The organism is Dermabacter jinjuensis (assembly GCF_902381725.1).
Lineage (GTDB): Bacteria > Actinomycetota > Actinomycetes > Actinomycetales > Dermabacteraceae > Dermabacter > Dermabacter hominis.
In genome coordinates this window covers 1,837,047-1,859,436 of the sequence record NZ_LR698963.1, presented here as the reverse complement: position 1 = coordinate 1,859,436, position 22,390 = coordinate 1,837,047, and the positions used below count along the sequence as shown (strand labels likewise).

The following is a 22,390-nucleotide window of genomic DNA, read 5'->3' as shown; positions in this document are numbered from 1 at the left end:
CCTGTCCCTGCACTCATGTTCACCCGGCAAGACGCACAATCCACCACGTTCACGTGCGTCACATAGGACCCACGCAAAACAGTCGCCCGTCACGACACCCGCAGTCATCAAAACAGCCCTAGTCATAGAGTGCCTCCACCTCCCACGCGCGCTCGCGTGAGAGTAGGGCAAGTGCCTCCCCTCCCTCGAGCACGATCTGAAGCCGCGCGCTCCTACGGCTTCCCGCGCCTTCGGACCACCACCGCTGATCAAGGAGGATGGGAGGGCCGTAGTGCGCGATGGGGAGCAGCCTCTCGTAGCCGAGGTGGCGAAGCGCGGCGGGAAGCGGCGCAGGCTCCTCCCCTTTCCGGCTACGTCCAACGTCGCCTTTCGCGGCTACGGCTGCGCTCCTGGATCCTGCTGCATCGTGCGCGCAGGCGTTCGCGTGTGTCGCGCCCTCGGCGCTCACGCCATTTTCCGCATGCGTGAGAACGAGGTGTGCAGGGGTGCCGGTGAGCAGTCCCCGCGCACTCACGTAGACCGCTTGCCCCTCGCATAGGAGACGCGCGGTGATCCGCTCAGTAAAAACCGTGGCAGGCAAGGGGCGCGGAAAAGAGCCCACCCACGGCCCCTCGCGGTGCTCGCGTACGCGTACCGCGCGAAAGGGCAGCACCGTGATCGCCTCGCTCAAAAAACGGCCTGCCTTTTCGGCAGGGACAAGAACGGACTCCTCCCCCGCTAGTGATTGCACACGCGTGAGGGCCCGCGCGGCGCGCTTTTCGGCCGTGCTTGCGTGCCCCCACAGCCGCTGCGCGTACTCCCCCGCACTTTCGGTGTGCACGGGAATGAGTTGCACGTGAACGATGGGCGCAGCTGTTGTGCGGCCCTCGCGAGGATCGCCCGGGCGTGAGGCGCCCCGTTCGGCAGCGAGTATCCACCCGTCACACTGCCAACGCACGCGATCCACGACGTCATCGATGCTCAAGGCGCCCTCATGGCGCCACGTGCGCTCAACTTCGCTCCCGTTCTCACCGCGCGCGATAATGCGAAGCCGCGTGCACATAAGGCCGTGTTTTCGCAGCTTTTCGGCGAGCTCCTCGGCAAGGGGGCGCGCGATAAACGCAGCCTGATCGACGCGCTCGAGCGGCGGATCGAGGTGACGCTCGACGAGGATTGGCTGAGCTGGCCGCACGCGCTCCCCTTCGCCCGGTTCACCTCCGCACGCGAGGATGTGCAGGAGCGCGCCGAGCGGCCCAAAACGCTCACTCACCGAGGAGCGCGGAAGCTTGCTCAGCGCGCCGAGAGAGGTGATGCCGAGGCGGCGAAGCACGCTGATGAACTCAGCTACGTGCGCGGGCCCCTCGAAAACCCCGGGTGTGCAAAAGCGTTTCCCCGCCCCCACGGGGGCGTGCTCGAGCGCTTCTATGGGGAAGGGGGCGAGAAAACGCGCCGATTCTCCCGGAAGTATGATGCGCCCGGAGCGAGAGGCAAGAATGGCGGCGAGTGGGCCGTCGGCGATTCCCACGGAGCTCTCCCAGCCCGTATGATCGGCGACGGCATCGAGGAGAGCACGGACGAGAGCGTGTTCTCCCCCGGCGTGTCGAGATGGACCTCGCGCATGAAGCAAAAGCGTTCCCGGCCCAAGAGGTTCGATCCCCGAGGCAACCGTATCCACGGCGGCGCACACGCTTTCAAAAACGCGCCACTCGGCATCGAGATCGCGCTCTGCAACCGCGATGTGCGGGCACAAGGCCTCGGCAGAACGCTTCTTCATGCCAAGTGCGACACCGGCGTGCATGGCCGAGGGACTGGCAGCGACAACACGATGATGCTCCATAATCGCGATCTCGTTCGGCACTTTCTCGCCGGCGCGCTCGTACCTCTCAATCGCGGCAAGGACGGGCCAATTATCGATGTACACGCATGCGGTGCGCGTGGACTGCGCCATCATCGATTCCCCGATTGCACGAGTGTGAGCGTCGCGCGCGCCCGAGAGGGTGCTTTGCCCCTGCGTGAGGTGGGCACCGCCGTGCGCGGTGCGCTCGCGAGCACCCCGGCAGGCGTCGGAATACGAATCTCCATTGCTGAACCGGAACCCGCAGCACCCCTGCCACACGCCGCGACACGAGCGCTGCGAAACCTGAGCCTGCCCGAGCCGCGCGCAAGCCCCACCCAGCGTGGCGAGGAGGACTGCACGGCGAGGTCGCAGCGTGCTTCCCCCAGGCGAATGAGTAGGGACCCCTGTGTGCGCGCGCGATTTTTTGCCGTGCGCCACTGCGCGGGTGTGAGAGCGAGATCAGCACCGAGAACAATCACCTCGATGCCATCGATGAGCGCGGAGAGCACGGAAGAAAGTTGCGCCCCTGGATCGGGGATAAGAGCGGTGCGCCGCGGATCTACGCCGATATCGGCGCACGCGGCGATCCCCACGTGGGGCATACCCACGAGGGCACACCAGGACTCCTCCCCCATGGCGGCCGCCGCGAGTGCAAGGGCGAGCGACGTTCCGCACGGCCCCGTCACCTCGATGCTGCTACCCGCCCGCACCTCACCTCGCGAAATGAGTTCCTCGAGAGCCCGGGGAACGGGGAACGAGTGCCCGCTGCGCTCGAGTTCCTCCCCACGCACTGGGCCGCGCTCGCGCTGAGTTTTCGCCTCTGCCTGACCGAGGACTGACTGTGCGAGCGCGAGGCGCTGCGGATCCGCCGCGATGCGCGGCGCTACAGAAACCTGTACGGACATTGCCCTCTCCACTCACACAAAATAGAACGCGTGTTCGAATACTAGGGCGAAAAGGGTGCGGGATCAAGAGTGATCCGGGGGTCCTTGCGTCAGTATCGAACACATGTTCCCATTGTGGGGAGGGGTGAGACATTTAAACTTGCACGCACCTCACGCGCGCATAGATACCTCGCGCTGCCAGAACACGACTGCGCTCGCTGCGGCGACATTGAGTGAATCGACGCCACCGCTCATGGGGATAATCACGCTCTCATCTACGGCGCGAAGAGTCTGCTCGGTGAGCCCATGCCCCTCGGTGCCAAGAACGAAGGCCACCTTTCGTGAAGCCGAAAGATCAACCTCGTGCAGCGGGCGAGAATTCTCCGTGAGTGCAAGTGCGAGCGTATCGAAACCGCGCGCACGCAGGAGGTCCACTCCCCCGCGAGGCCATGACTCAAAGCGCGCCCACGGCACCTGAAAGACCGTGCCCATCGAGACTCGAATCGCGCGCCTGTACAGCGGGTCCGCTGCAGAAGGCGTGACGAGAACCGCATCCACGCCGAGGGCGGCCGCACTGCGGAACATCGCGCCGACGTTCGTGTGGTCCACGATGTTTTCGAGCACGGCGACGGTGCGCGCCCCCTCAATGACGGATTCGACGGAGCGCTCCTTCGGTCGCTGCATCGACGCGAGAGCGCCGCGATGCACGTGAAAGCCCGTCGTCTCCTCGAGCTCAGCTTCGCTGCCCACAAAAACGGGAGCATCAGGGAAGCGCGAAAAAAGAGGCGAGAATTTTTCGAGCCACTTCTCGCTCATCATGAACGATCGTGGCGTGGCGCCTGCCTCGAGGGCCCGTTCGATCACGTTGTAGCTTTCAGCCATGAACAAGCCGCGCTCAACCTCGAGGCACGAGCGCAGCTTGACGTCGGTCATCGACACGTAATCGGCGAGCAGCGGATGATCCGCGTGCGCGCTCATCGAGACGAGGCTCATTGCGTAAGCGGAACTGCCGTCGCGAAATAACGACCACCGCGCTCTTCAAGAGCGAGCGGGAGGCCGAAAGTGCGCGTGAGATTCTGCGAAGTAAGGGTCTCGGCGATTGGCCCCGAGGCGACAACCCGTCCCTCGCGCAGCAAAAGTGCATGGGTGAACCCCGTGGGGATCTCTTCAAGGTGGTGCGTCACCATGATCGTGACGGGGGTCGCGGGATCCTTTGCGAGAGCCCCGAGTGAGCGCACGAGTTCCTCTCGGCCTCCCACATCGAGGCCTGAAGCGGGCTCGTCGAGGAGAAGCAGCTCGGGATCGGTCATGAGCGCACGGGCGGAAAGCACGCGCTTCTTCTCCCCGGTGGAGAGAGAGCCAAACGTGCGCTCAGCGAGCGGGGCCACCCCAAACGCGCCAAGGAGCATGCGGGCACGCTGTTCATCCTCGCTCTCGTACGTTTCGCGCCAGCGGCCCACGACCGCGTAGCCGGCCGTCATAACAACATTGAGGCACGTCTCCTGTGCGGGAACCGTCTCGGCGAGCTCCTGGCTGGAGAGGCCAATCAGGGGTCGAAGCTCGAACACGTCAACGCGCCCGAGCTTTTCCTCGAGAATCTGCACGCTCCCGCTTGTGGGGTGCAATCGCGACGCGAGCAGGCGAATGAGGGTGGACTTGCCCGCACCATTCGGGCCAAGCACGACCCACCGCTCCCCCTCACGGGCACGGAAGTCGACGTGATCCAGAAGAGTCTTTGCGCCACGGCGCACTACAACATCGCTCAACGAGCACACAGCAACCATGCCTCCAGCCTACGGCAGGCGATGCTCACTACACTAAAACGGACCGTTATTCCAAGGAGTGAACTGTGCCCGTTCAACGCCTCTCAATGCCCGGCGACCGCAAGAAAGCGCCGCTCACCACAGTCGCGGCACGAATCGATGAGGCACTCGAAAAGTCTGGCATCGATACCACGTACCCCGAGGCCGCCCTCGCCGAGGCCGAGAGTGCAGCTCGCACCTGGAGAGAGCATGCGGCACAGCACGAGGACCTCACCGCAATCGAGTTCGTGACCCTTGATCCCGAAAGCTCAACGGATCTCGATCAGGCCCTCCACATTGAGCGTGACGGCACGGGCTACCGAGTGCGCTACGCGATTGCCGATCTCCCCCTCTTCGTCGAGCCTCACGGGCCTCTCGATGCCGAGACTCGTGAGCGTGGCCTCACGCTCTACCTACCCGATCGGCGCATCCCGCTGCACCCCGTCGTCCTCTGCGAAGACGAAGCCTCACTCCTACCGGGCAAAGACACTCCGGCCTTCGTCTGGGACTTCTCCCTCGACGAGCGCGCAAGCGTCACGCACGTGAACCTTACGCGCGCCATCGTGCGCAATCGTGAAAAGCTCGCCTACACCGAGGTTCAGCGCGCACTCGAACGCGGTGAAGCAGGCAGTGTGATGCAGCTGCTCGTCGAGGTGGGAGAGAAACGGGCGGCGCTCGAAATTGAACGCGGAGGAGCTTCGCTCAACTCGCCCGAACAGGAAGTCGTGACCGATGACGATTCCGTGCACCTTCAGTGGCGCCTGCCCGAGCCAATCGAAGAGCACAACGCGCAAATCTCCCTCATGACGGGGATGGCCGCCGCACAGATCATGATCGAGGGCAAGCTCGGCATTCTTCGCACGATGCCTCCGGCAGCTCCCGAGGCGATCGAGCGCTTTCGCGCGCAAGCTGCAGCCCTGAAAGAGCCGTGGCCACAGGACCTCCCCTATGGTGAATTCCTTCGCACGCTCGACTGGCGCAAGGGGCGCCACCTTGCCCTCCTTGACCAGGCGACATCACTCTTTCGAGGGGCGGGATACGAGGCGTTCGACGGCACGCTTCCGGAGGTTCTCGAACAATCGGCGATTGCGGCCCCGTATGCGCACACCACCGCGCCCCTGCGCCGCCTCGTCGACCGTTTCGTTCTCCATGTCTGCCACAGCCTCAAGACGGGAGCACCGCTCGATGAGCGTGTTCGTGCGGCGTTGCCGGAGCTCCCCTCGCTCATGCACAGCGCCCAGCAACGCCACTCGGCAGTGGAGAAGAAGGCGCGCGAAATCGCCGAAATCGGTGTTCTGTCGACGCTTGTGGGAAGTGAATTCGAGGGGACGGTGCTTGACTTCAGGCCCGCGACCGATGGCGGATCGAACCCCTCGAATGCTCGCCCCGATCGAATCGAGGTTCAATTCAGCAATCCCCCGGTGGCGCGGTGGATTGACGGGGAGAACCTTCCGATAGGCACGCGCGTGAAAGCGCGCCTTGAACGGGTGGAGGAGTCTCGGAACTGGGCGGAGTTCACGGTCGTGAGCGCAGGGCGCGCGCGTGGCACGGCCGGTGCGCAGGGTCCGACGCCCGCATGAGAATCATCGCCTCGACGTCCAAAGCGCCTACGTCTCTGCGCGACCTTATTCCGGCGCCCTACCTCGGTGCGCTGTCATTGTTTGCGGGAGCCGCACTGCGCCGGGACATGCCGATCGAGGAGGCCGCTGATCTCCTTGATGCGGGCGTTGGTCCTTTCGGTGGCGCGCACTTCGACACGCTCGCGTGGATTCTCGACGTGCGTGCCCTCGCCATCCCCACGCTCACGGTCGTCTTGCCCGAGCCCGGAAGGATCGCCGGAATCGCCGGCGGCCCGCGAGGTGTGATGGCAGCGCTCGCGGGCGGGCAGGCCCTCACGGTTGGAGACGGCGCTATCGCACAGCACCTGCTGACCGTCGCCCCTGCCCGGCATGCTGAGGCGCGCACTCTCGACATCGCAAGGCTCGACGTGTCGCCGACACCGATTCCCGTTGCGGCATCGGATGCGGCAAGTGCACGTGAGCGCCTCTATCGAGCCCTTTCACACACCCACGAACGGCTTGTCGAATACGACCTCATTCCCGAGGAACCCGTAAGGCCTGAGGCGCTCCCTCAGGGGTTTGTTTTAGTCGAGCCTCCACGGGGCATGCCCGATACACATGCGCACGCTGCGAGGCTCGCCGGGCGCATGGTGTCTCTTGCCGAGGTCGCGATCGCGCAGGCAACGACCTCGTCAGATGCAGGAGCGCAGAAGGCTTTAGAGGAGTTGCGAATTCTTGCACGGGAGGGGCGCGAGGTGCTTGCCCTCACGCTCAGCTACGCATCTACGCCAAGAACGGCGTTGTAAACCTCAACGGTGCGATCGGCGATGGATTCCCACGAGAAGTGATCGCGTGCGCGCTTTTGTGCGGCAGCGCCCCACGTGCGGGCGCGCTGCGGGTTCGAGAGGATCTCGTTGAGGGCGTCGGAAAGGTCCCCAACGAACTTATCCGGATTCACGGGCGCGCCGGTGCCGTCATTCACCTGGTCGATCGGCACGAGAATGCCGGTTTCGCCATCGACAATCACTTCGGGGATACCGCCGGTGGCGGTGCCCACGACGGGGATACCGCAGGCCATTGCTTCGAGATTAACGATGCCGAGCGGCTCGTACACAGACGGGCACACGAATGTGGTGGCGTGCGAGAGTACCTGCGTGAGTTCGTGACGCGGGAGCATCTCCGAAATAAGGAAAACGCCCTCTCGTTTAGATTTGAGCGTGGCGACGAGCTGCTCGACTTCGGCGGCGATTTCCGGAGTATCTGGAGCGCCGGCACACAGAATGACCTGGACGCTGTGATCGAGGGTGGCGAGGGCGCGCAGCAGGAACGGCAGCCCCTTTTGGCGCGTGATTCGTCCAACGAAGATGACGGTGGGGGCATGAGGGTCGATGCCGTATCGCTCGTGAACATCGGTCGAGGGATTCGGCTTCCACGCGGTGACATCGATGCCGTTATGCACGACGTGGACGCGCGCCGGATCTACTTTCGGGTACGAGCGGAGGATGTCCTCGCGCATTCCTCCGGAGACGGCGATGATGCCGTCGGCGTTCTCGTAAGCGGTTTTTTCCGCAAAAGAGCTAAGCCTGTACCCGCCTTGCAGCTGCTCGGCTTTCCAGGGGCGCAGTGGTTCGAGGGAGTGAGCAGATAGCACGTGCGGAATCGCGTGGAGTTGCTGCGCGGTGAACCCGGCAAAGTTTGCGTACCAGGTATGGGAGTGGACGAGGTCCGCACCAGCGCAGTCTTGCGCCATGGCGAGGTCGACACCGAAGGTCTGGAGGGCGGAGTTAGCGCTGGCGAGGGTTTCGGGGACGGAATAGGCCTGGACGCCGGCTTCGCTACGTTCCTCGCCGAAACAGCGTACGCGTACGTCGATGCGGCTTCGAAGAACCTTGCTGAGCTCATCGACGTGAACGCCGGCGCCTCCATAGATCGCGGGTGGGTATTCCTTCGTCAGGATGTCAACGCGCATTACGGAACTGCCTACCTAGGTGAGACGTCAAGGGCGAAACGGGCTGGGCGCTGCACCTGCTGGCTGTTCGCCCTCCGCATTGTCATGATAGTCACACGTACGAAAGCTCGCATGGCCGGTACGTTCCCGCGAAACAAAAGCTAAGCGGCTCCGAAATGAGCACGCGGTAAACGAGGACGTGATGCACCTAACTGTGCAGTACGATTGAAGCATGGTCGCAACGAAGGTCCTCGCAATTGTTCTCGCCGGCGGTGAAGGCAAGCGCCTCATGCCGCTCACACTCGATCGCGCAAAGCCCGCCGTGCCGTTTGGAGGCTCCTACAGGCTAATCGATTTTGCGCTTTCCAACATCGTGAACTCCGGTTATCTCCAGGTTGTCGTCCTTACTCAATACAAGTCGCATTCGCTTGACACACACATCGCAAAGACATGGCGCATGAGCTCACTGCTCGGCAATTACGTCGCCCCCGTGCCTGCTCAGCAGCGCATGGGTAAGCACTGGTACCTCGGGAGCGCCGATGCGATCTATCAGAACCTCAACATCATTGGTGATTCCAAGCCCGACTACATCGTGGTGGTGGGTGCAGACCACGTCTACCGGATGGATTTTTCGCAGATGGTAGAGGCCCACATCGAATCGGGTCGTTCGTGCACGGTGGCAGCGATCAGGCAGCCCATCGAGCAGTCCGATCAGTTCGGCGTGATCGAAGTCGATCCCGAAGATCCCACTCGCATTGCGCAGTTCGTCGAAAAGCCCAAGGAGACCCAGGGCCTGCCGGATGATCCGAACTCGGTGCTTGCCTCGATGGGGAACTACGTGTTTACCGCCGACGCCCTCGTTGAGGCCGTCACGAGGGACGCAGACAACGGCGAGTCAAACCACGACATGGGGGGCGACATCGTGCCCCACTTCGTGAACCTCAACGACGCGGGAGTCTACGACTTCATTCGCAACGACGTGCCTGGTTCTACGGACCGCGACCGCGACTACTGGCGAGACGTCGGAACGCTCGATGCTTTCTACGAAGCACACATGGATCTCATCTCGATCCACCCGATCTTCAATCTGTACAACACCGCGTGGCCGGTGTTTACGGAATCGCGATCGGCCCTCGCACCCGCGAAATTCGTTCACGCCGGCCCGGGTCGTGTGGGAACCGCGGTCGATTCGATCGTCTCAGCGGGCGTCGTGGTGTCGGGCGCGCAAATCTCCAACTCCGTCATCGGGCCGGGGGCCCAACTCCACTCGTGGTCCTCTATTTCCGATTCGGTGATTATGGACAATGTGACAGTTGGCCGTCACTCGCAAATCCACCGCGCGATCATCGACAAAGACATCGTGATTCCTCCGCGGACCCAAATCGGCCTCAACCGCGAGGAAGACCTCGCTCGCGGATGGACCGTGACGGATTCAGGAATCACGGTGATTGGCAAGGGCACAATCATCGCGCCGCAGCACTGACCTGAAAGAAAAAGGGAGGGTGCCCGTCGGGGCCCCTCCCTTTTTGCGTGAGCCGCGCTAGCCCCGCACGAGGGTGAGCAGATTGAGCTCCTCTTCTGCGACGTCTTTCCACGAATCGACACTCGAGGTAAGGACGCTCATGGAGCCGGTCGGCACACCGATGCGCACCTGGGCTAGGGAGGCGGGATCAGAGTCATCGTCATTGCCGAGGTAAGCAGCGAGTTGGCTCATGGTGGGCTCGTGCCCAACGACGAGGAGAACCCGGCAAGAATCATCGACGTCCCGGATGAGTGAGAGCACATCCCGAACACCTCCGTGGTACAGCTCGTCGAGCACACTCACGCTGCATTCAGGGCTCCCGAGTGACGCGTGGACATCGCTCCACGTTTCTTGCGTACGCGCCGCAGAGGAGACGAGCACACAGCTCGGCCGTACCCCCTGCGCGCAAAGGTAGTCACCGATGAGCCTGGCCTGCGAATGCCCTCGATCAGTGAGCACGCGTTCCATATCGCTTGCGGCATCCGATTCTGCTTTTCCATGCCGCATCAAAAGAAGGATGCGACTAGGAGGTTCATCACTCACGCGATTTCACCCGTTCTGCGCCCAAGGCGCGCTCGACATTAATTCTCGTTGTGGAAGTGCGCAGTTTTAGTGTCCCATGCCGAGGCCGCCGTCGACAGGAATGACGGCGCCCGAAATGTATGACGCATCGTCGCTCGCGAGGAACGCCGCAACTTTTGCGACCTCAGAGGGTGCTGCGAAGCGACCGACGGGAATCTGCGAGAGGTACTGCTCCTTGCGAGCCTCGTCGAGCCCGCGCGTCATTTCCGTCTCGATGTAGCCGGGGGCAATGACGTTGGTCGTGATGCCGCGCGAGCCAAGTTCGCGCGTGAGCGAGCGTGCCATACCGATGAGGCCAGCCTTCGACGAGGCATAGTTCACCTGGCCGGGCGAGCCGAGGAGGCTCACCACTGACGACAGGAGAATGATGCGGCCCTTCTTCTTACGCATCATGGCCCTGATGGCCCGCTTTACGGTGCGGAACGTACCGTTCAGGTTTGTATTGACGACATTGTCGAAGGAGTCGTCGCTCATGCGCAGCATGAGCTGGTCGTCAGTGATACCCGCGTTGGCAATGAGGACCTCGACGCTCCCGTGTGCTTCCTCGACTTCGGCAAAGGCCGCATCGAGCGATGACGGGTCGGTGACGTCCGCTTTAACGGTGAGCGCACCTTCGGGGCCGCCCTCCCCCGATCGCGAGGTGACGGCCACCTTGTCGCCGAGAGAAAGGAAGTGTTCGGCGAGCGCGTAGCCAATGCCACGGTTGCCGCCGGTAATCAACACGCTTCGAGAGGTCACAGTTGCCCTTTCACGCTGTGGAAGAATGAGGTTCGGCCCAAGCCTATCGCTAAAGATTGCGCGGCGGCGCATAGCCTACGATGGTAGGACGGCACGTCATAAGACACGATTGGCACGCGGGAGGAGAGCACCGGTGACGTCACGCTTTAATCCGCCTCCGTCATGGCCCGAGCCTCCCGAGGGTACCGGGACGCTTCCGCAGTCGTGGCAACCGAACCCTCAGTGGCCGGAAGTCCCCGCGGGATGGCGTCTTGACTATGACACTTCCACCGTCGGACCTTCCCCCACTGTTCCCGCTCCCGTTGTGCGCAGCGAAAACGTCCACGCAAGTGCGATCGTGGCTGAGCGTATCCGGCAGTACCCCGCGACCGTTGAACTTCCTGGGCACGTGAGTGCAAGCGAAGCCGGCTCTTCGCTCATCAATGGCTTTCCCCCGGAGAAGCCGCGAGCGTTTGGCCCCTACGATCCGCACGCTCGCCGCAGGCGGATCATCGTGAACGTGTGCCTGTGCGTGGTGGGCGCGCTCCTCGTGGCTGCCGCGGTCTATGGATTCTCGGAACTGTTCTCCTTTGCGATGAACGAGCTGCCGAAGGGTGAAAGCGCCGCGGCATCGTTGCTGCACTCGTCTTCGCTGTCAGGCGTTCATGCCCTCTGATCCCCTCGAGAACTCCGTCCCTCCCGCGAGCGTTCACACGTCTTTTTCGGCGCCACCCGCGGCGATTCCCATTGCGCGCTCTGCCGATGTGTCGCGCCGTTCACGGACGTACATCCTCGCCATGGCGATACGCATGGTGTGCCTCGCCCTGCTGATCGTTGTGCCTGGCGTATGGAAGCTTGTCGCGTTGATCGGAGCGGTTGTCCTGCCCCTTTTCGCGGTCCTCGTTGCCAACGACCAGGCGGTTCCCACACCACCGAACCGGGAGCAGCGCCTCGATGATCAGCCCGTTCCCTTTGTTCTTACGGCAGAGCCTTCTCAGCCGTTCATCACGGTTGACGAGGACGGCACGGTCCGCGAGACATGGGGCGGTGAGCACCTGTGAGGCGCGTCGATCTTCGCCCAATTGTGACGTGGCGGTGGGCGCTCGCATTCCTTTTTGTCGCGCTCGCGACGCTTACGTGCGTGCGGCTTGGCATCTGGCAATTGAATCGTTTTGAGGAAAAGCGGGCCCGGGCGGCGGTGATCGAGCAACACTACGATGCCGAGCCGATTGCGCTCGCTGACGCGCCCTCCTCGGCTCGGTCGAAATTAGCCGCAGCCGATGACTACACCGTCGTGCGCGCCCGCGGCCACTATTGCTCGCGCCCCGAATGTGTGCTGTACGTGAGAAACCGTGTTGAGGGTTCGAGCGTGGGGTTTTGGCAGCTCGTCCCGTTCGAGACGAACGACGGCAGTACTTTTCTGGCCGTACGCGGCTGGGTCACGACGGGGCAGACGGACTCGGTTCCTGCGTCCCGACCGAAAGTTCCCTCCGGCGAGGTCGAGCTCGTCGCGCGCTTGAGGCCGCGCGAACCCCGGCTCTCCGACAGACCAGAAGTCCCGGGGCAGCTCCACTCGGTGAATGCGACTGACGTCCTCTCTCAAGTACCGCAGCTCGAGAATGTCCTCGAGGGCGCCTACGGCGAAGTCGTAAGCGAGAACGGGGTAGCTCCGGAAGGGCTTTCCGCCCTGGAAAAACCCTCGACCTCGCTTGGCCCGCATTTGTCCTACGCGTTTCAGTGGTGGATTTTTTCGGCGTTTTTCGTGCTCGGTTTTGTGGTGGCGGCACGTCGTACGCTTCGCGACTACGAGGGCGAGGAGGAGTCCGACGCCGCCTTAGCCACCACCGTTGCCAACGATGTCGCCGCGGCGCCTGCTCGCGGTTCTGTGCGGCGGTACGGCGCCACTCGTCACACCCGACACCGCTCGCGCGGCACAGATGAGGACGAGGAAGATTCGCTGCTCGACGAAGGGTACGGGTCGTGAGCTCGCCAGTGCGTCGATACTTTTCGGGACCTCTTCCCCGCGCGATAGCCCACCGCGGTTTCGCGCCTGAAGGTGGAGAAAATACACTTGAGGCCTTTGCAGCCGCCTGCGCGCACGGGGCGGACGTCATGGAAACCGACGTACGCGCGAGCAGTGACAACGTGGCGCTGACCTTCCACGACCCTACGCTTGCGCGAGTCGCGGGCGGCGACCCACGCGCGATAGCCGAAACCCCGTGGTCGCGTCTGAGCACGGTCCGTGTGCACGATCGTGGCACGATCGCACGCCTCGATGATGCACTCGCGTCGTTCCCCGACCTCCCCTTCAACATCGATGTGAAGGCGGCCTCTGCCATAGAGCCCACCGTCGCAGCCATCGCGCGAACGGGCGCTGGTCGGCGGGTGTGCCTGACAAGCTTTGATCCCGCGGTCGCACATGAAGTCGTGTCACGAGCGAGCAGCGCCTGCGGGCATCAGGTCATGGCTAGCGCTTCTCGCACGACGGTCGCGGCGTTCCTTGCAGCCTCGTGGTTGGGGGCCGAGCGGCTGAGCACAAGGGTGCTCGCACGTTATGCGGCCCTCCAGGTCCCCATTCGCTATAGGGGGCTCCCGATCCTTACGCCCCGTTTCGTGGCCGCCGCACACCGGGCTGGGTGTGAGGTACACGCGTGGACAATCGATGACGAGCCGGCCATGCACGCCCTCCTCGACATGGGCGTGGATGGTATCGTAAGTAACCGTGTTGATCGGCTCGTGAAGGTTCGCGAGGCTCGTGCCAATCACCGCACGGGGCCCGGAAGGGAATAACACCACCGGCCGAGGCGTTCATAGGTCGTGAATGCTGGCGAAGATTCGCCAAAGGCGCCCACAACGGACAATGTAGGGAAGAAGGTCGCTCGATGAACTCTCGCTCACTGCGAGGCACCCGACTCGGTTCGCTTTCGATGGAAACGGATGACGGCGTTCTCGCCGCTCCGCGCCAGGAAGCAAAGTATGACTGCCCCAACAAGCACATCATCATCCTCCCGTTTTCGGTAGAGGCCGATGTGCCGCTCGTGTGGGAGTGCCGCTGCGGTGAGACCGCCGTTCTTCGCGATCACGAAAAGCCCGAAGGCAAGCCCGGTAAGCCTCAGCGCACCCACTGGGACATGCTCCTCGAGCGCCGCTCAGAAGAAGAGTTGCAGGAACTTCTCGACAAACGCCTGGAGCTTCTTCGCGCCGGTAAGCTCCACTCGAACCGCCACTTCCTGTAGTGGCCGTGGCGGCGGCCCTGTCCCCCGCCACCGTAGATCTTAGAGAACGTCGCCCTCGTAAGGGGGCGGCGTTTTTCCGTTTCCGCCCTCACTGCTTGAGCGATCATTCTCGGGGGCAGGCGGGAGCTGGCCGCTCGGGTGTGCGGTAGTGCCAGGGTGGGAGCCTTGGGGGTCCGACGCTTGCCCGGTCGTATCGATCACAATCTCGCTTTCAATGACCGATCCCCGATGCGAGGTGAAAAGAACTCGGCGCGAAGACTTTCCGGAGCCAAGCCCTACGGTATCGAGCGTCTTTTGCTGCACGGGCGTGAACAAGAGGATGAGTCCCGCGATGTCGGTGAGGACGCCGGGGAAAAAGAACAGCATGGCGGAGATCAGCGTGAAGGCTGGGCGAGACAGGTGCTTCTTACGTTCGCCGCGGCCGGTGGCGGCGCGCCACAGAGAGATGATTCGCGTGATCGACTGCTGTCCAGCGGACAGTATGAGAGCGAAGCCGACGACCCACCCGAGGGCAATAAGGAGCAGAGGTACCCACCAGTGAGTCGCAGAACCGATCCAGATGAGGATCGCGATCTCGACGATGCCGAGCAGGATTGCGCCGACGGGCAGCAGCCATGCCGGAAGGGAACGAGAGAGGCGAGCGTCGTTCATCATGCACCCTTTTTCACGAGCGAACGGGCTTGTGAGAGACGGTGGTGAATACCCCACTGCGTCACTCGAAGCATGGCCTCTTTGATGATTGCGGAACTCATTTTGGATTCACCGTATTCGCGTTCGTCGAAGTCAATCGGAACTTCCCGGATCACGAAGCCCGCGGCACGAACCCTGCGCGTCATATCGACCTGGAAGCAGTAGCCTTGGCTTGCGATGTGCTCGCCCGCGAGAACGCGTGTGAGGACGTGAGCGCGAAAGGCTCGAAAGCCTGCCGTTGCATCTTTCACGCCTAGCCCAAGAGCGAGATTTACGTAGGTGTTTGCGCCACGCGAGAGAAGCTCGCGATTGAGGGGCCAATTGTGGACCAATCCCCCAGGGACCCAACGCGAGCCGATCGCGAGGTCGGCGCCACGTTCGAGCGCCGTGAGGAGCGTTCCGAGTTGCTCGGGCCTATGGGAGGAATCGGCATCCATCTCGCACAGCACGTCATAGCCGTGCTCGAGACCCCATGCGAAACCCGCGAGGTATGCGGGCCCGAGACCGCCCTTTTGCGTACGGTGCAGGACGTGGACCTGCTCATCGCATTCGGCGAGGCGATCGGCCCACTGGCCAGTCCCATCCGGCGATCCATCGTCAACAACGAGTACGTGCGCCTCGGGGACTGCAGACCTGAGGCGCTCGAGCGTGGGCGGGAGCGCGTCGATCTCGTTGTAGGTGGGAATGATGACGAGCGTTGTCACGGACGGGAACGCCTTTCCTTGATGGTACGCGGCGGAGCAATAATGCTCCCTAGTAAGACAACGCCTGCACACGCCGCGATGATTCCGCGAATCGCGACACCGTGCTGCATGGCGGGGGTGAGCCCCGTGCGAACGGGAACGTCCGCCGTCATGGTGCCTGCGGTCCAGTGGCCAAGGCCCGCAAGCTTGCGACCTTCGGGAGTAAAGATCGCGGAATCTCCCACGGTGGAAATATGCACGACACTCCGTCCCGAAATGACGGCGAAGACCTTCGCTTGTGCGAGCTGCTGAACGGACTCGTGAGAATCGAGGAAGAGCGCATTGTTGGATTGGACGACGAGCAGTTCAGCCCCCGCGTTCACGGTATCGGCGACACTTTGCTCGTAGGCAATCTCAAAGCAAATGAGCACGCCAATTTTCGCTCCCGAGAGGTCGATTATTCCGGGCTTATCCCCCGGTGTCATATCGCGCTCGACGAGCGAAACCTTGTCGGTAATCTTTGCGAAGAACTCTCGTTGAGGGATGTATTCGCCAAAAGGCACCGGGTGGCGTTTCGTGTATTCCTGGCCCGTGAGACCGTTGTCGTCAACCAAAACTGACGTGTTGAAGCGCGCTTTCTCACCGTTGGGCCGCTGAGTGCCCACGAGAATTGGCGCTCCCGATTCGCGCGCGAGGTCCTTGAGCGTCGCCATGCGTTCCGGATGAGCGGTCACGTCCCATCCGGTTGAATCCTCTGGCCAGACGATGAGGCGTGCACTCTCATTCGTGGCGAGGAACTCGCGGGTGCGTTCGACGTGATTGTCGAACATGGTGTCGGGAATGTAGTACGAGCCGGCCTTGGGGCGCTCGATATTGCCTTGAATACCGGCGATATGAATCGAGTGATGGCCCGAGTCAACGGAATTGGCTGGCCGAGGCGTGACAAGGGCGCACAGAACAATAATGATCGCCACGGATGCGGGCCACACGGCGTGCATGCCGTTTCGCCCCCTCGCCCGCCGAAAAGTCAGCGCACACAGGGCGCTAAACACGAGTGCGCCCAGCAACCCCGAAACAGCGCCAAGCCCGGTAATACCGAGCCACGGGCCGAAGTTCAAGAGAGGGGAGTTCGAGAAGGCAAACGCGCTCATTCCCCACGAGAGGCCGCCCCACGGAACACTTGCACGCACGAATTCCATGATCGCCCACAGGCACGCGATCCCCACGCTGCTCGAGAAGCGAATGCCGCGGCGGACGAGTATGAGCCGAGTGAGAAAACTAAATACGGCGATGTAGAGAGCCTCGAAGGCGGCGAGGGCGAGCCACGGCCCGAGTCCCGCATAAATATTGGCCCAGGAAAAAAGCGGGATGAATGCGCTCACGCCGAAGGCGAGGCCCGCAACCACAGCCGTGATCCAGCGGCGCGTGAACGATGCAAAAATAAGCCCGCCAAGAGCAACGGGAAGCAGCCCCCAGAGCCCGTAAGGATCAAAAGACAAGTGGAACAGAAACCCGCCGGCGATGGCACTGAGGAGCGCGATAATCGGCGGTGTAAATTTCTCTCCCTCGAAATGAGGGACGAGGACCTCACGAATGTCGTCGGCCGCCGAGGGGTTATCCTTCACAACGGTCTCCTTGCACCGGCAAAGCGCAGAGTCGGCGGCGTGGAGTGGACGCGGAAATCACCGCCACATGCGTTTGCTGTACCGACATTCCTCGCCTTCACCGATCACTCGACCCACACTGTTTCTCCAAACAGCACTTTTACATATCCTGGGCCACGATCCCGCGCAAAAGCTGAAGGCGAGCCTTCCGCGCTGTCGCCGCAACGCCCGCGTGGGACTGCCCGGGGACATGAGCAAGATGATCGAGAAGATCGATGACCTGACGCACGTGACGAACGAAATCGCCAGGGGCGACGGCCGCGTTTCCGATCGACTGCGCGAACCCCTCCCCCTTTGCCCAGCGGTACACCGCCGAGCACAGACCGGGATGGGGGGCGGGAGTTTGATCGAGTCCCGCCCGCCTTTCCTGCACATTAATGTCGTCGGCCAGAACGGACAGCGCGTACAGGGCGCGGGAGACGGAACGGTCGTCGTGGTCTTCGCTTCCCCCCTCTTCGCGGCGCGGCTCGTAACTGAGCGCGCTCGCGACAGCCGCAAGTGCTGCCGGCGAGAGCCCGTCGAGCACTCCCTGGTCGAGGGCCTCGCACACGATGAGGTCACGCTCCGAATAGATGCGCTTGAGCAACTCGCCTTTTGCGGTGACGGTGACGTGCCGGCTGGCGTCGGATTCTCCCACGTACCCGAGTGCCTCAAGAACCGCGCGCACCCGATCGAACTGCCGCACGAGCTGCGACGTGCGCTGCGCAATTGTTCGCTCCGCCCGCGCCGCCTCGCGAGCGGCTTTCCGGTACCTCGAGATCCACCGCATGTGCTGTTCGCGATCGTCGCAGTGGTGGCACGGATGCTCTCGCAGCGCCTCGCGGAGCTGCACGAGGAGAGAGTCATGGTTTGGGTTCGCGCTCTTCTCACTCGAGCGGGCCCTCACCGCCGCGCGAGGAGAGTCCTCACCTCGGAGCTTTTCCCGCAGAGCGGATGCCGTGTCCTTTCGCACCCTCGCACTACGTACCCGGTCGAGCGAGGGCACCCGCATGGTCGTGAGCACCATGGGACTCGCGGTGAAATCTTCGGTGTAGAGATCTCGAAGCTGGCCCTCACGCGTGATGACCCACACGCGTGGCCCGCGAACCGTCTTGTCATGGTCAATGACAACCGCGAAACCTGAGCGGCGTCCCCCTGGGATGGCAATGACCTCACCCCGACGGAGCTTCCCGACGATAGAGCGAGTACGCTCGCGCTGTTTATCGGCACGCGTTCGGCTCAGCTCTTTTTCGCGAGCCGAGATCTTTTCGAGGATGTCCGCGTACTGCGCGATATCGCCCTTCGAGCAGTGCATCGCCTCGCGGTATTGCTCGGCCACCTCTTGCTTCTCGCGCGCCTTGCGCGCCTGCGCCACGACGCTTCGGTCCGTATGAAACTGCGCGAAGCTGCTTTCAAGGGTCTCGTACGCTTCGTCAAGACTGAATCGACCAAGGAGGTTCACGGCCATGTTGTACGTGGGCCTAAAGGCAGAGTGCAGTTTGTACGTTCGAGTCGAGGCGAGGCCGGCGACGTCCTGTGCCGCGATCGAGGAGCCAACAACGACGACAGCGTGCCCTTCGACGTCAATGCCGCGGCGTCCCGCCCGCCCCGTGAGCTGCGTGTACTCCCCCGGCGTGATCTTCGCGTGCTCAGTCCCGTTAAACTTCGTCAGCTTGTCCAGGACGACGGTGCGCGCCGGCATGTTGATGCCGAGGGCGAGGGTCTCCGTTGCGCACACGACCTTGATGAGTCCACGAGCAAAAAGATCCTCGATCACAGCCTTAACAGCGGGAAGCTGACCTGCGTGGTGGGCCGCGAGGCCGTTCATCGCCGCCCGCTCAATCCTGCCAATCCCGAGCGCGTCGTAATCGTCAGCACGCAAATCCCCGAGCGCGGCGCGAAAGGCTTCTTTGATCTGCGAGCGCTCCGCGTCATCCGTGAGCCGCACGTTCGCTCGCATGAGTTGTGCCACTGCCTGATCGCAGCCGCTCCGAGAAAAAATAAAGAAGATCGCGGGGAGCATGCCGCGCTCCTCGAGGAGATAGACGACGTCGGCTCGGCTCATCGCCCGTGGCCGCATCCTCTGCTCGTGGCGATGCGAACGATGCGGACCACGCTGATCGTTGCGCCGATCCCGATAGCCCCGGCGGCCCGACCTGCCACTCTTCCGCCCCCGCCCGTGACGTTTGCCGCCGTAGCGGTGATCGTCTGGCACGTCGTCCCATGTCCCCTTACCGATTTCGGCGAGCATGGGATTGACCTCGCGATAGCGTCGATGGGCAAACGGCCCGTGCGAGGGGGTTGCCCGCCCGTCTTCGTCGAGAAACACGTCGATGAGCTCGTGGTCGTTGAGCACGTGCTGCCACAGCGGGATCGGGCGGCGCTCGGAAACGATCACTTCCGTACTCCCGCGCACTTCCTCTATCCACGCCCCAAATTCTTCAACGTTCGAAACGGTCGCGCTCAGGGCAACGAGCTGCACGCTTCGCGGCAAGTGAATAATGATCTCTTCCCACACTGGCCCTCGCATTCGATCCGCAAGATAGTGGACCTCATCCATCACGACATAGCCGAGCGAATGAAGAGTCGGCGAATCGGCGTACATCATGTTGCGAAGGATCTCGGTCGTCATCACGACGACCTGGGCTTCCGAATTGACGTTCACGTCGCCCGTCACAAGCCCGACCGATTCGTGCCCAAGCCACTCCACAAGCTCTTGGTACTTCTGATTGCTCAGGGCCTTGATCGGAGTCGTATAGAAGACCTTGACGCCGTGCGCCATGGCCCGGTGAACGGCATACTCGCCAACGATGGTTTTGCCAGCGCCCGTGGGAGCGGCAACGAGAACGGAGCTTCCTCGGTCCAGCGCGTCCATGGCGCTCAACTGGAACGGATCGAGATCAAACGCAAAGCGCTCGGTAAAGTGCCCGCGAAGGCCGGTATCTGGAGCGTCGTTCATGCTGCCTCCTGAATCTGGTCGTCGTGAAGCTGCGGGGCGAGGATGCTCACCACCCCGGGCAAAACTCGAGCGCGAAGTGGGAGAAAGGCGCGTGTTTCCCCATCGCTGCACACCTCAATAGGATCGTCCGAGCCGATCGTGAGCGAAGTGCAAGCAGTGACCGTGTAGTGAGGCAGGGACACGTGCGTGCCCGAGAACACGCGAGGGAAAAAGCGCACGAGCCCGGCTCTACTCAGGCCCGAAACGGTGACGAATTCGAGCACCCCGTCGTCGACCTTTGAGACGGGGCAGTACTTCATCCCACCGCCGAAGTAGCCAGCATTGCTGAGCGTCACGAGTGAAGCGTCGATGTACTGACGTTCGCCGCCGTCGAGTTCGATCCAGTATCGGCGCGGCCTGTACGAAAGGAGCTCTCGCGCGACGGCACCTGAATAGCCGTAGCAGGAACGATTCGCGCGAGCATTCACAATCGCGTCGAAGCCCATGTTGAGATTGCCGAGGGCGATGACGCTGCTACCCTCCGGCCCGCCTTCAAAGTGTGCTTCGATCGCGTCAATTCGTTGCTCGCCCCGTGCGAGCGCGGAGACGATCACGCGCACGGCGGCGTCGGCATCATCAAGGGGAAGCCCGATCGCGCGTGCAAAGTCATTCCCAGAGCCTGCCGGCACGATGCCGAGGCGAATATTCGTGTCGCACACGAGAGAGGCCCCGAGAGCCACGGTGCCGTCACCCCCGACGACCACGAGAGCGTCGAGGGTGTCGATGACGGCTTCGGCACGCCGCTTCGCCGTGAGGGCATCGGGGGCAGAAAGGTCGATCACCGACAGACCCGCGGCGCCGAGCAGAGCGCAGACGTCGTGGCCGATATTCCCTGAGCGGCGCTTGGCTGCGTAGGGGTTCGCAATAACACCTACTCGGAGGCGACTCATGATTCTGAGGAACCGCCGGTGTCCTTGTGGGAATCGGCGTAGGCGTCATCGAGCGACTTGGGAAGCGCAATTTGGGACGGCACGTATTCGCCGGATTCCGTGAAGGCTGCCTGCTTCTTGAGGCGCTTCTCCCGCCGCGTCTCAAGGATGTAGGAGACGAGCACGGCACCAAAGAAGAGAATGAGGAAGGGCGAGGTCACAAGGAGAAGTGTGATCGGCTCCGGCGTCGGAACCATCGCGGCGGTGAAAATGAAGCTGAGGAGGATAGCCCAGCGCCAGGCCTTGAGGATTGTGCGCCACGGAAGAATCCCCACGATGTTGAGCGCGACGAGGAATACCGGGTAGATGAAGGCGACGCCGAAAACCATGCAGGTCTTGACGACAAGCTCGATGTAGTCGCGAAACTCGACGAGCTGAAGAACTTCCTTGTTAGGACCGAAAGTCATGAGGATCGGGATTGCTCTTGTGATCGCGAAGTACCCGAAAATGGCGCCTGCGAGAAAGAGCGGCCCCGAAGAGAACAAGAACGACAGTGCCCAGCGCTTTTCATTTTTCTTGAGGCCGAGTGAGATGAACGCCCACGCCTCGTACACGATCACCGGGATGCTCAGCGCCACTCCGATGTAGGCGGCGAGCCTCAAGTGCGTTTCGAACGTGCCGGCGACACCACCGATATTGATCGCAACGTTGTATCCGAGCCCCTTGAGCTCTCGGAACGGGACGGCGAGTGCTTCGTAAAGCGGGTAGTAAAGAAACCAGCCGGCGATGGAAAAGAGGACCACGAATACCGCGACGATGAAGATGCGGTCACGAAGTTCGGCGAGATGCTCGCCAAGACTCATGCGCCCTTCTGGGTCGCGGGGGCGTTTCTTCTTCTTTGCCACGTGTGTCGTCCTAGCCCTAATCTCAGCCCGGCCCTCGTGGGCAGAGGGCCGGGCGTGCTACTTGTGTGTCGCGTCAGTCGCGGCGGTAGAGATCGTCGGAACGATCCTCGCTCAGGAAATCTTCTCGGTCGCGGGAGTCGTGCACGCGTTCTTCGCGGCGGAAGTCGTCGCGGTCGTCGCGGCGGTACTCGCGATCGTCACGTCGGTAGTCGCGGTCGCGATCATCGCGGGCGTCGTAGGAACGGTCGTCGCGACGCGCACCTTCGCGATCGCGCTTGACGTTGATGGACGCCTCGGCATGGTCGTCGTCCTCTTTGCGCATTTCAGAAACTTCGTTCTTGAAAATGCGCATGGATTCACCCATGTTGCGTGCAAGGCCCGGAAGCTTGTTCGCGCCAAAAAGCAGCACGACAAGAACGAGGAGAATCAAGATCGGCCAAGGGCTCCGAAAGAAACCTGTACCCATGTGTAATCACCATCCAAAGCGTGTGATGTGTGTGTCGAGGAAATCGACACTATACAAAATTTTCGCATAG

22 protein-coding genes are annotated in these 22,390 nt (G+C 62.5%); 8 read left to right on the top strand and 14 right to left on the bottom strand.

The window, feature by feature from the left end:
- Nucleotides 1-118: 118 nt before the first annotated feature.
- The 4 genes from FXY94_RS08275 to FXY94_RS08260 form a co-directional block, all read right to left on the bottom strand.
- A complete protein-coding gene (locus tag FXY94_RS08275) occupies nucleotides 119-1,927 on the bottom strand; it encodes a DNA polymerase Y family protein (protein WP_016664577.1) in 1,809 nt (602 codons plus the stop codon).
- Entirely contained in the window at nucleotides 1,927-2,721 is a 795-nt protein-coding gene (locus FXY94_RS08270; RefSeq protein ID WP_016664576.1) for a hypothetical protein, read from the bottom strand. The genes FXY94_RS08275 and FXY94_RS08270 overlap by 1 nt, the downstream gene beginning before the upstream one ends.
- A 150-nt stretch (nucleotides 2,722-2,871) precedes the next feature.
- Nucleotides 2,872-3,693, bottom strand: a complete 822-nt coding sequence (locus tag FXY94_RS08265) for a TrmH family RNA methyltransferase (protein WP_051120653.1) — start codon at nucleotides 3,691-3,693, stop codon at nucleotides 2,872-2,874.
- Complete coding sequence (locus FXY94_RS08260; protein WP_040386545.1) at nucleotides 3,690-4,484, bottom strand: ABC transporter ATP-binding protein; 795 nt, start codon at nucleotides 4,482-4,484, stop codon at nucleotides 3,690-3,692. Before FXY94_RS08260 ends, FXY94_RS08265 begins: the two co-directional genes overlap by 4 nt.
- A gap of 65 nt (nucleotides 4,485-4,549) precedes the next feature.
- Between FXY94_RS08260 and FXY94_RS08255 the strand changes: the two genes are divergently transcribed.
- Both FXY94_RS08255 and FXY94_RS08250 read left to right on the top strand, forming a co-directional pair.
- Nucleotides 4,550-6,082: an RNB domain-containing ribonuclease gene (locus tag FXY94_RS08255; RefSeq protein ID WP_016664573.1), complete on the top strand. Its 1,533-nt coding sequence runs from the start codon at nucleotides 4,550-4,552 to the stop codon at nucleotides 6,080-6,082.
- Nucleotides 6,079-6,867: a hypothetical protein gene (locus FXY94_RS08250; protein ID WP_016664572.1), complete on the top strand. Its 789-nt coding sequence runs from the start codon at nucleotides 6,079-6,081 to the stop codon at nucleotides 6,865-6,867. Before FXY94_RS08255 ends, FXY94_RS08250 begins: the two co-directional genes overlap by 4 nt.
- Here the strand turns inward: FXY94_RS08250 and glgA are convergent.
- Entirely contained in the window at nucleotides 6,837-8,030 is a 1,194-nt protein-coding gene (gene glgA, locus FXY94_RS08245) for a glycogen synthase (RefSeq protein ID WP_016664571.1), read from the bottom strand. The genes FXY94_RS08250 and glgA overlap by 31 nt on opposite strands.
- A gap of 211 nt (nucleotides 8,031-8,241) precedes the next feature.
- On the opposite strand from glgA, the gene glgC reads away from it, so the two are divergent.
- A complete protein-coding gene (gene glgC, locus FXY94_RS08240) occupies nucleotides 8,242-9,492 on the top strand; it encodes a glucose-1-phosphate adenylyltransferase (RefSeq protein ID WP_016664570.1) in 1,251 nt (416 codons plus the stop codon).
- Between the two features lie 57 nt (nucleotides 9,493-9,549).
- On the opposite strand, the gene FXY94_RS08235 is transcribed toward glgC, so the two are convergent.
- Nucleotides 9,550-10,038 carry a SixA phosphatase family protein gene (locus FXY94_RS08235; RefSeq protein WP_051120652.1) on the bottom strand — a complete coding sequence of 163 codons (489 nt, stop codon included), beginning with the start codon at nucleotides 10,036-10,038 and terminating at the stop codon, nucleotides 9,550-9,552.
- Nucleotides 10,039-10,140: 102 nt separating this feature from the next.
- Nucleotides 10,141-10,923 (bottom strand): 3-oxoacyl-ACP reductase FabG, encoded by a 783-nt coding sequence (gene fabG / locus FXY94_RS08230; protein ID WP_016664568.1) that lies wholly within the window; start codon nucleotides 10,921-10,923, stop codon nucleotides 10,141-10,143.
- A 61-nt stretch (nucleotides 10,924-10,984) separates the two neighbouring features.
- Here fabG and FXY94_RS08225 point away from each other — a divergent pair, with 61 nt between their 5' ends.
- The 5 genes from FXY94_RS08225 (at nucleotide 10,985) to FXY94_RS08205 (ending at nucleotide 14,066) form a co-directional block, all read left to right on the top strand.
- Complete coding sequence (locus tag FXY94_RS08225; protein WP_016664567.1) at nucleotides 10,985-11,506, top strand: hypothetical protein; 522 nt, start codon at nucleotides 10,985-10,987, stop codon at nucleotides 11,504-11,506.
- Nucleotides 11,496-11,891: a DUF3099 domain-containing protein gene (locus FXY94_RS08220; protein ID WP_016664566.1), complete on the top strand. Its 396-nt coding sequence runs from the start codon at nucleotides 11,496-11,498 to the stop codon at nucleotides 11,889-11,891. The genes FXY94_RS08225 and FXY94_RS08220 overlap by 11 nt, the downstream gene beginning before the upstream one ends.
- Entirely contained in the window at nucleotides 11,888-12,814 is a 927-nt protein-coding gene (locus FXY94_RS08215; protein WP_016664565.1) for an SURF1 family cytochrome oxidase biogenesis protein, read from the top strand. The genes FXY94_RS08220 and FXY94_RS08215 overlap by 4 nt, the downstream gene beginning before the upstream one ends.
- On the top strand, nucleotides 12,811-13,620 hold the full coding sequence (locus FXY94_RS08210; protein ID WP_040386541.1) for a glycerophosphodiester phosphodiesterase family protein: 810 nt from the start codon (nucleotides 12,811-12,813) through the stop codon (nucleotides 13,618-13,620). Before FXY94_RS08215 ends, FXY94_RS08210 begins: the two co-directional genes overlap by 4 nt.
- A gap of 92 nt (nucleotides 13,621-13,712) precedes the next feature.
- Nucleotides 13,713-14,066, top strand: coding sequence for an RNA polymerase-binding protein RbpA (locus FXY94_RS08205; protein WP_016664563.1), 354 nt, complete (start codon nucleotides 13,713-13,715; stop codon nucleotides 14,064-14,066).
- 39 nt (nucleotides 14,067-14,105) lie between these two features.
- Here FXY94_RS08205 and FXY94_RS08200 read toward each other — a convergent pair whose 3' ends face one another.
- The 7 genes from FXY94_RS08200 to tatA form a co-directional block, all read right to left on the bottom strand.
- The gene (locus FXY94_RS08200) at nucleotides 14,106-14,720 is read right to left on the bottom strand and encodes an FxsA family protein (protein WP_084813952.1); all 615 of its coding nucleotides are present in this window, start codon (nucleotides 14,718-14,720) and stop codon (nucleotides 14,106-14,108) included.
- A complete protein-coding gene (locus FXY94_RS08195; protein WP_016664561.1) occupies nucleotides 14,717-15,460 on the bottom strand; it encodes a polyprenol monophosphomannose synthase in 744 nt (247 codons plus the stop codon). The genes FXY94_RS08200 and FXY94_RS08195 overlap by 4 nt, the downstream gene beginning before the upstream one ends.
- A complete protein-coding gene (gene lnt, locus FXY94_RS08190; protein WP_016664560.1) occupies nucleotides 15,457-17,064 on the bottom strand; it encodes an apolipoprotein N-acyltransferase in 1,608 nt (535 codons plus the stop codon). The genes FXY94_RS08195 and lnt overlap by 4 nt, the downstream gene beginning before the upstream one ends.
- Before the next feature lie 139 nt (nucleotides 17,065-17,203).
- Nucleotides 17,204-20,041: a DEAD/DEAH box helicase gene (locus FXY94_RS08185; RefSeq protein ID WP_016664559.1), complete on the bottom strand. Its 2,838-nt coding sequence runs from the start codon at nucleotides 20,039-20,041 to the stop codon at nucleotides 17,204-17,206.
- Complete coding sequence (locus FXY94_RS08180; protein ID WP_016664558.1) at nucleotides 20,038-20,970, bottom strand: diacylglycerol/lipid kinase family protein; 933 nt, start codon at nucleotides 20,968-20,970, stop codon at nucleotides 20,038-20,040. Before FXY94_RS08180 ends, FXY94_RS08185 begins: the two co-directional genes overlap by 4 nt.
- The gene (gene tatC / locus FXY94_RS08175) at nucleotides 20,967-21,854 is read right to left on the bottom strand and encodes a twin-arginine translocase subunit TatC (protein WP_016664557.1); all 888 of its coding nucleotides are present in this window, start codon (nucleotides 21,852-21,854) and stop codon (nucleotides 20,967-20,969) included. Before tatC ends, FXY94_RS08180 begins: the two co-directional genes overlap by 4 nt.
- Before the next feature lie 73 nt (nucleotides 21,855-21,927).
- Nucleotides 21,928-22,320: a twin-arginine translocase TatA/TatE family subunit gene (gene tatA, locus FXY94_RS11125; RefSeq protein WP_016664556.1), complete on the bottom strand. Its 393-nt coding sequence runs from the start codon at nucleotides 22,318-22,320 to the stop codon at nucleotides 21,928-21,930.
- Between the last annotated feature and the right edge of the window lie 70 nt (nucleotides 22,321-22,390).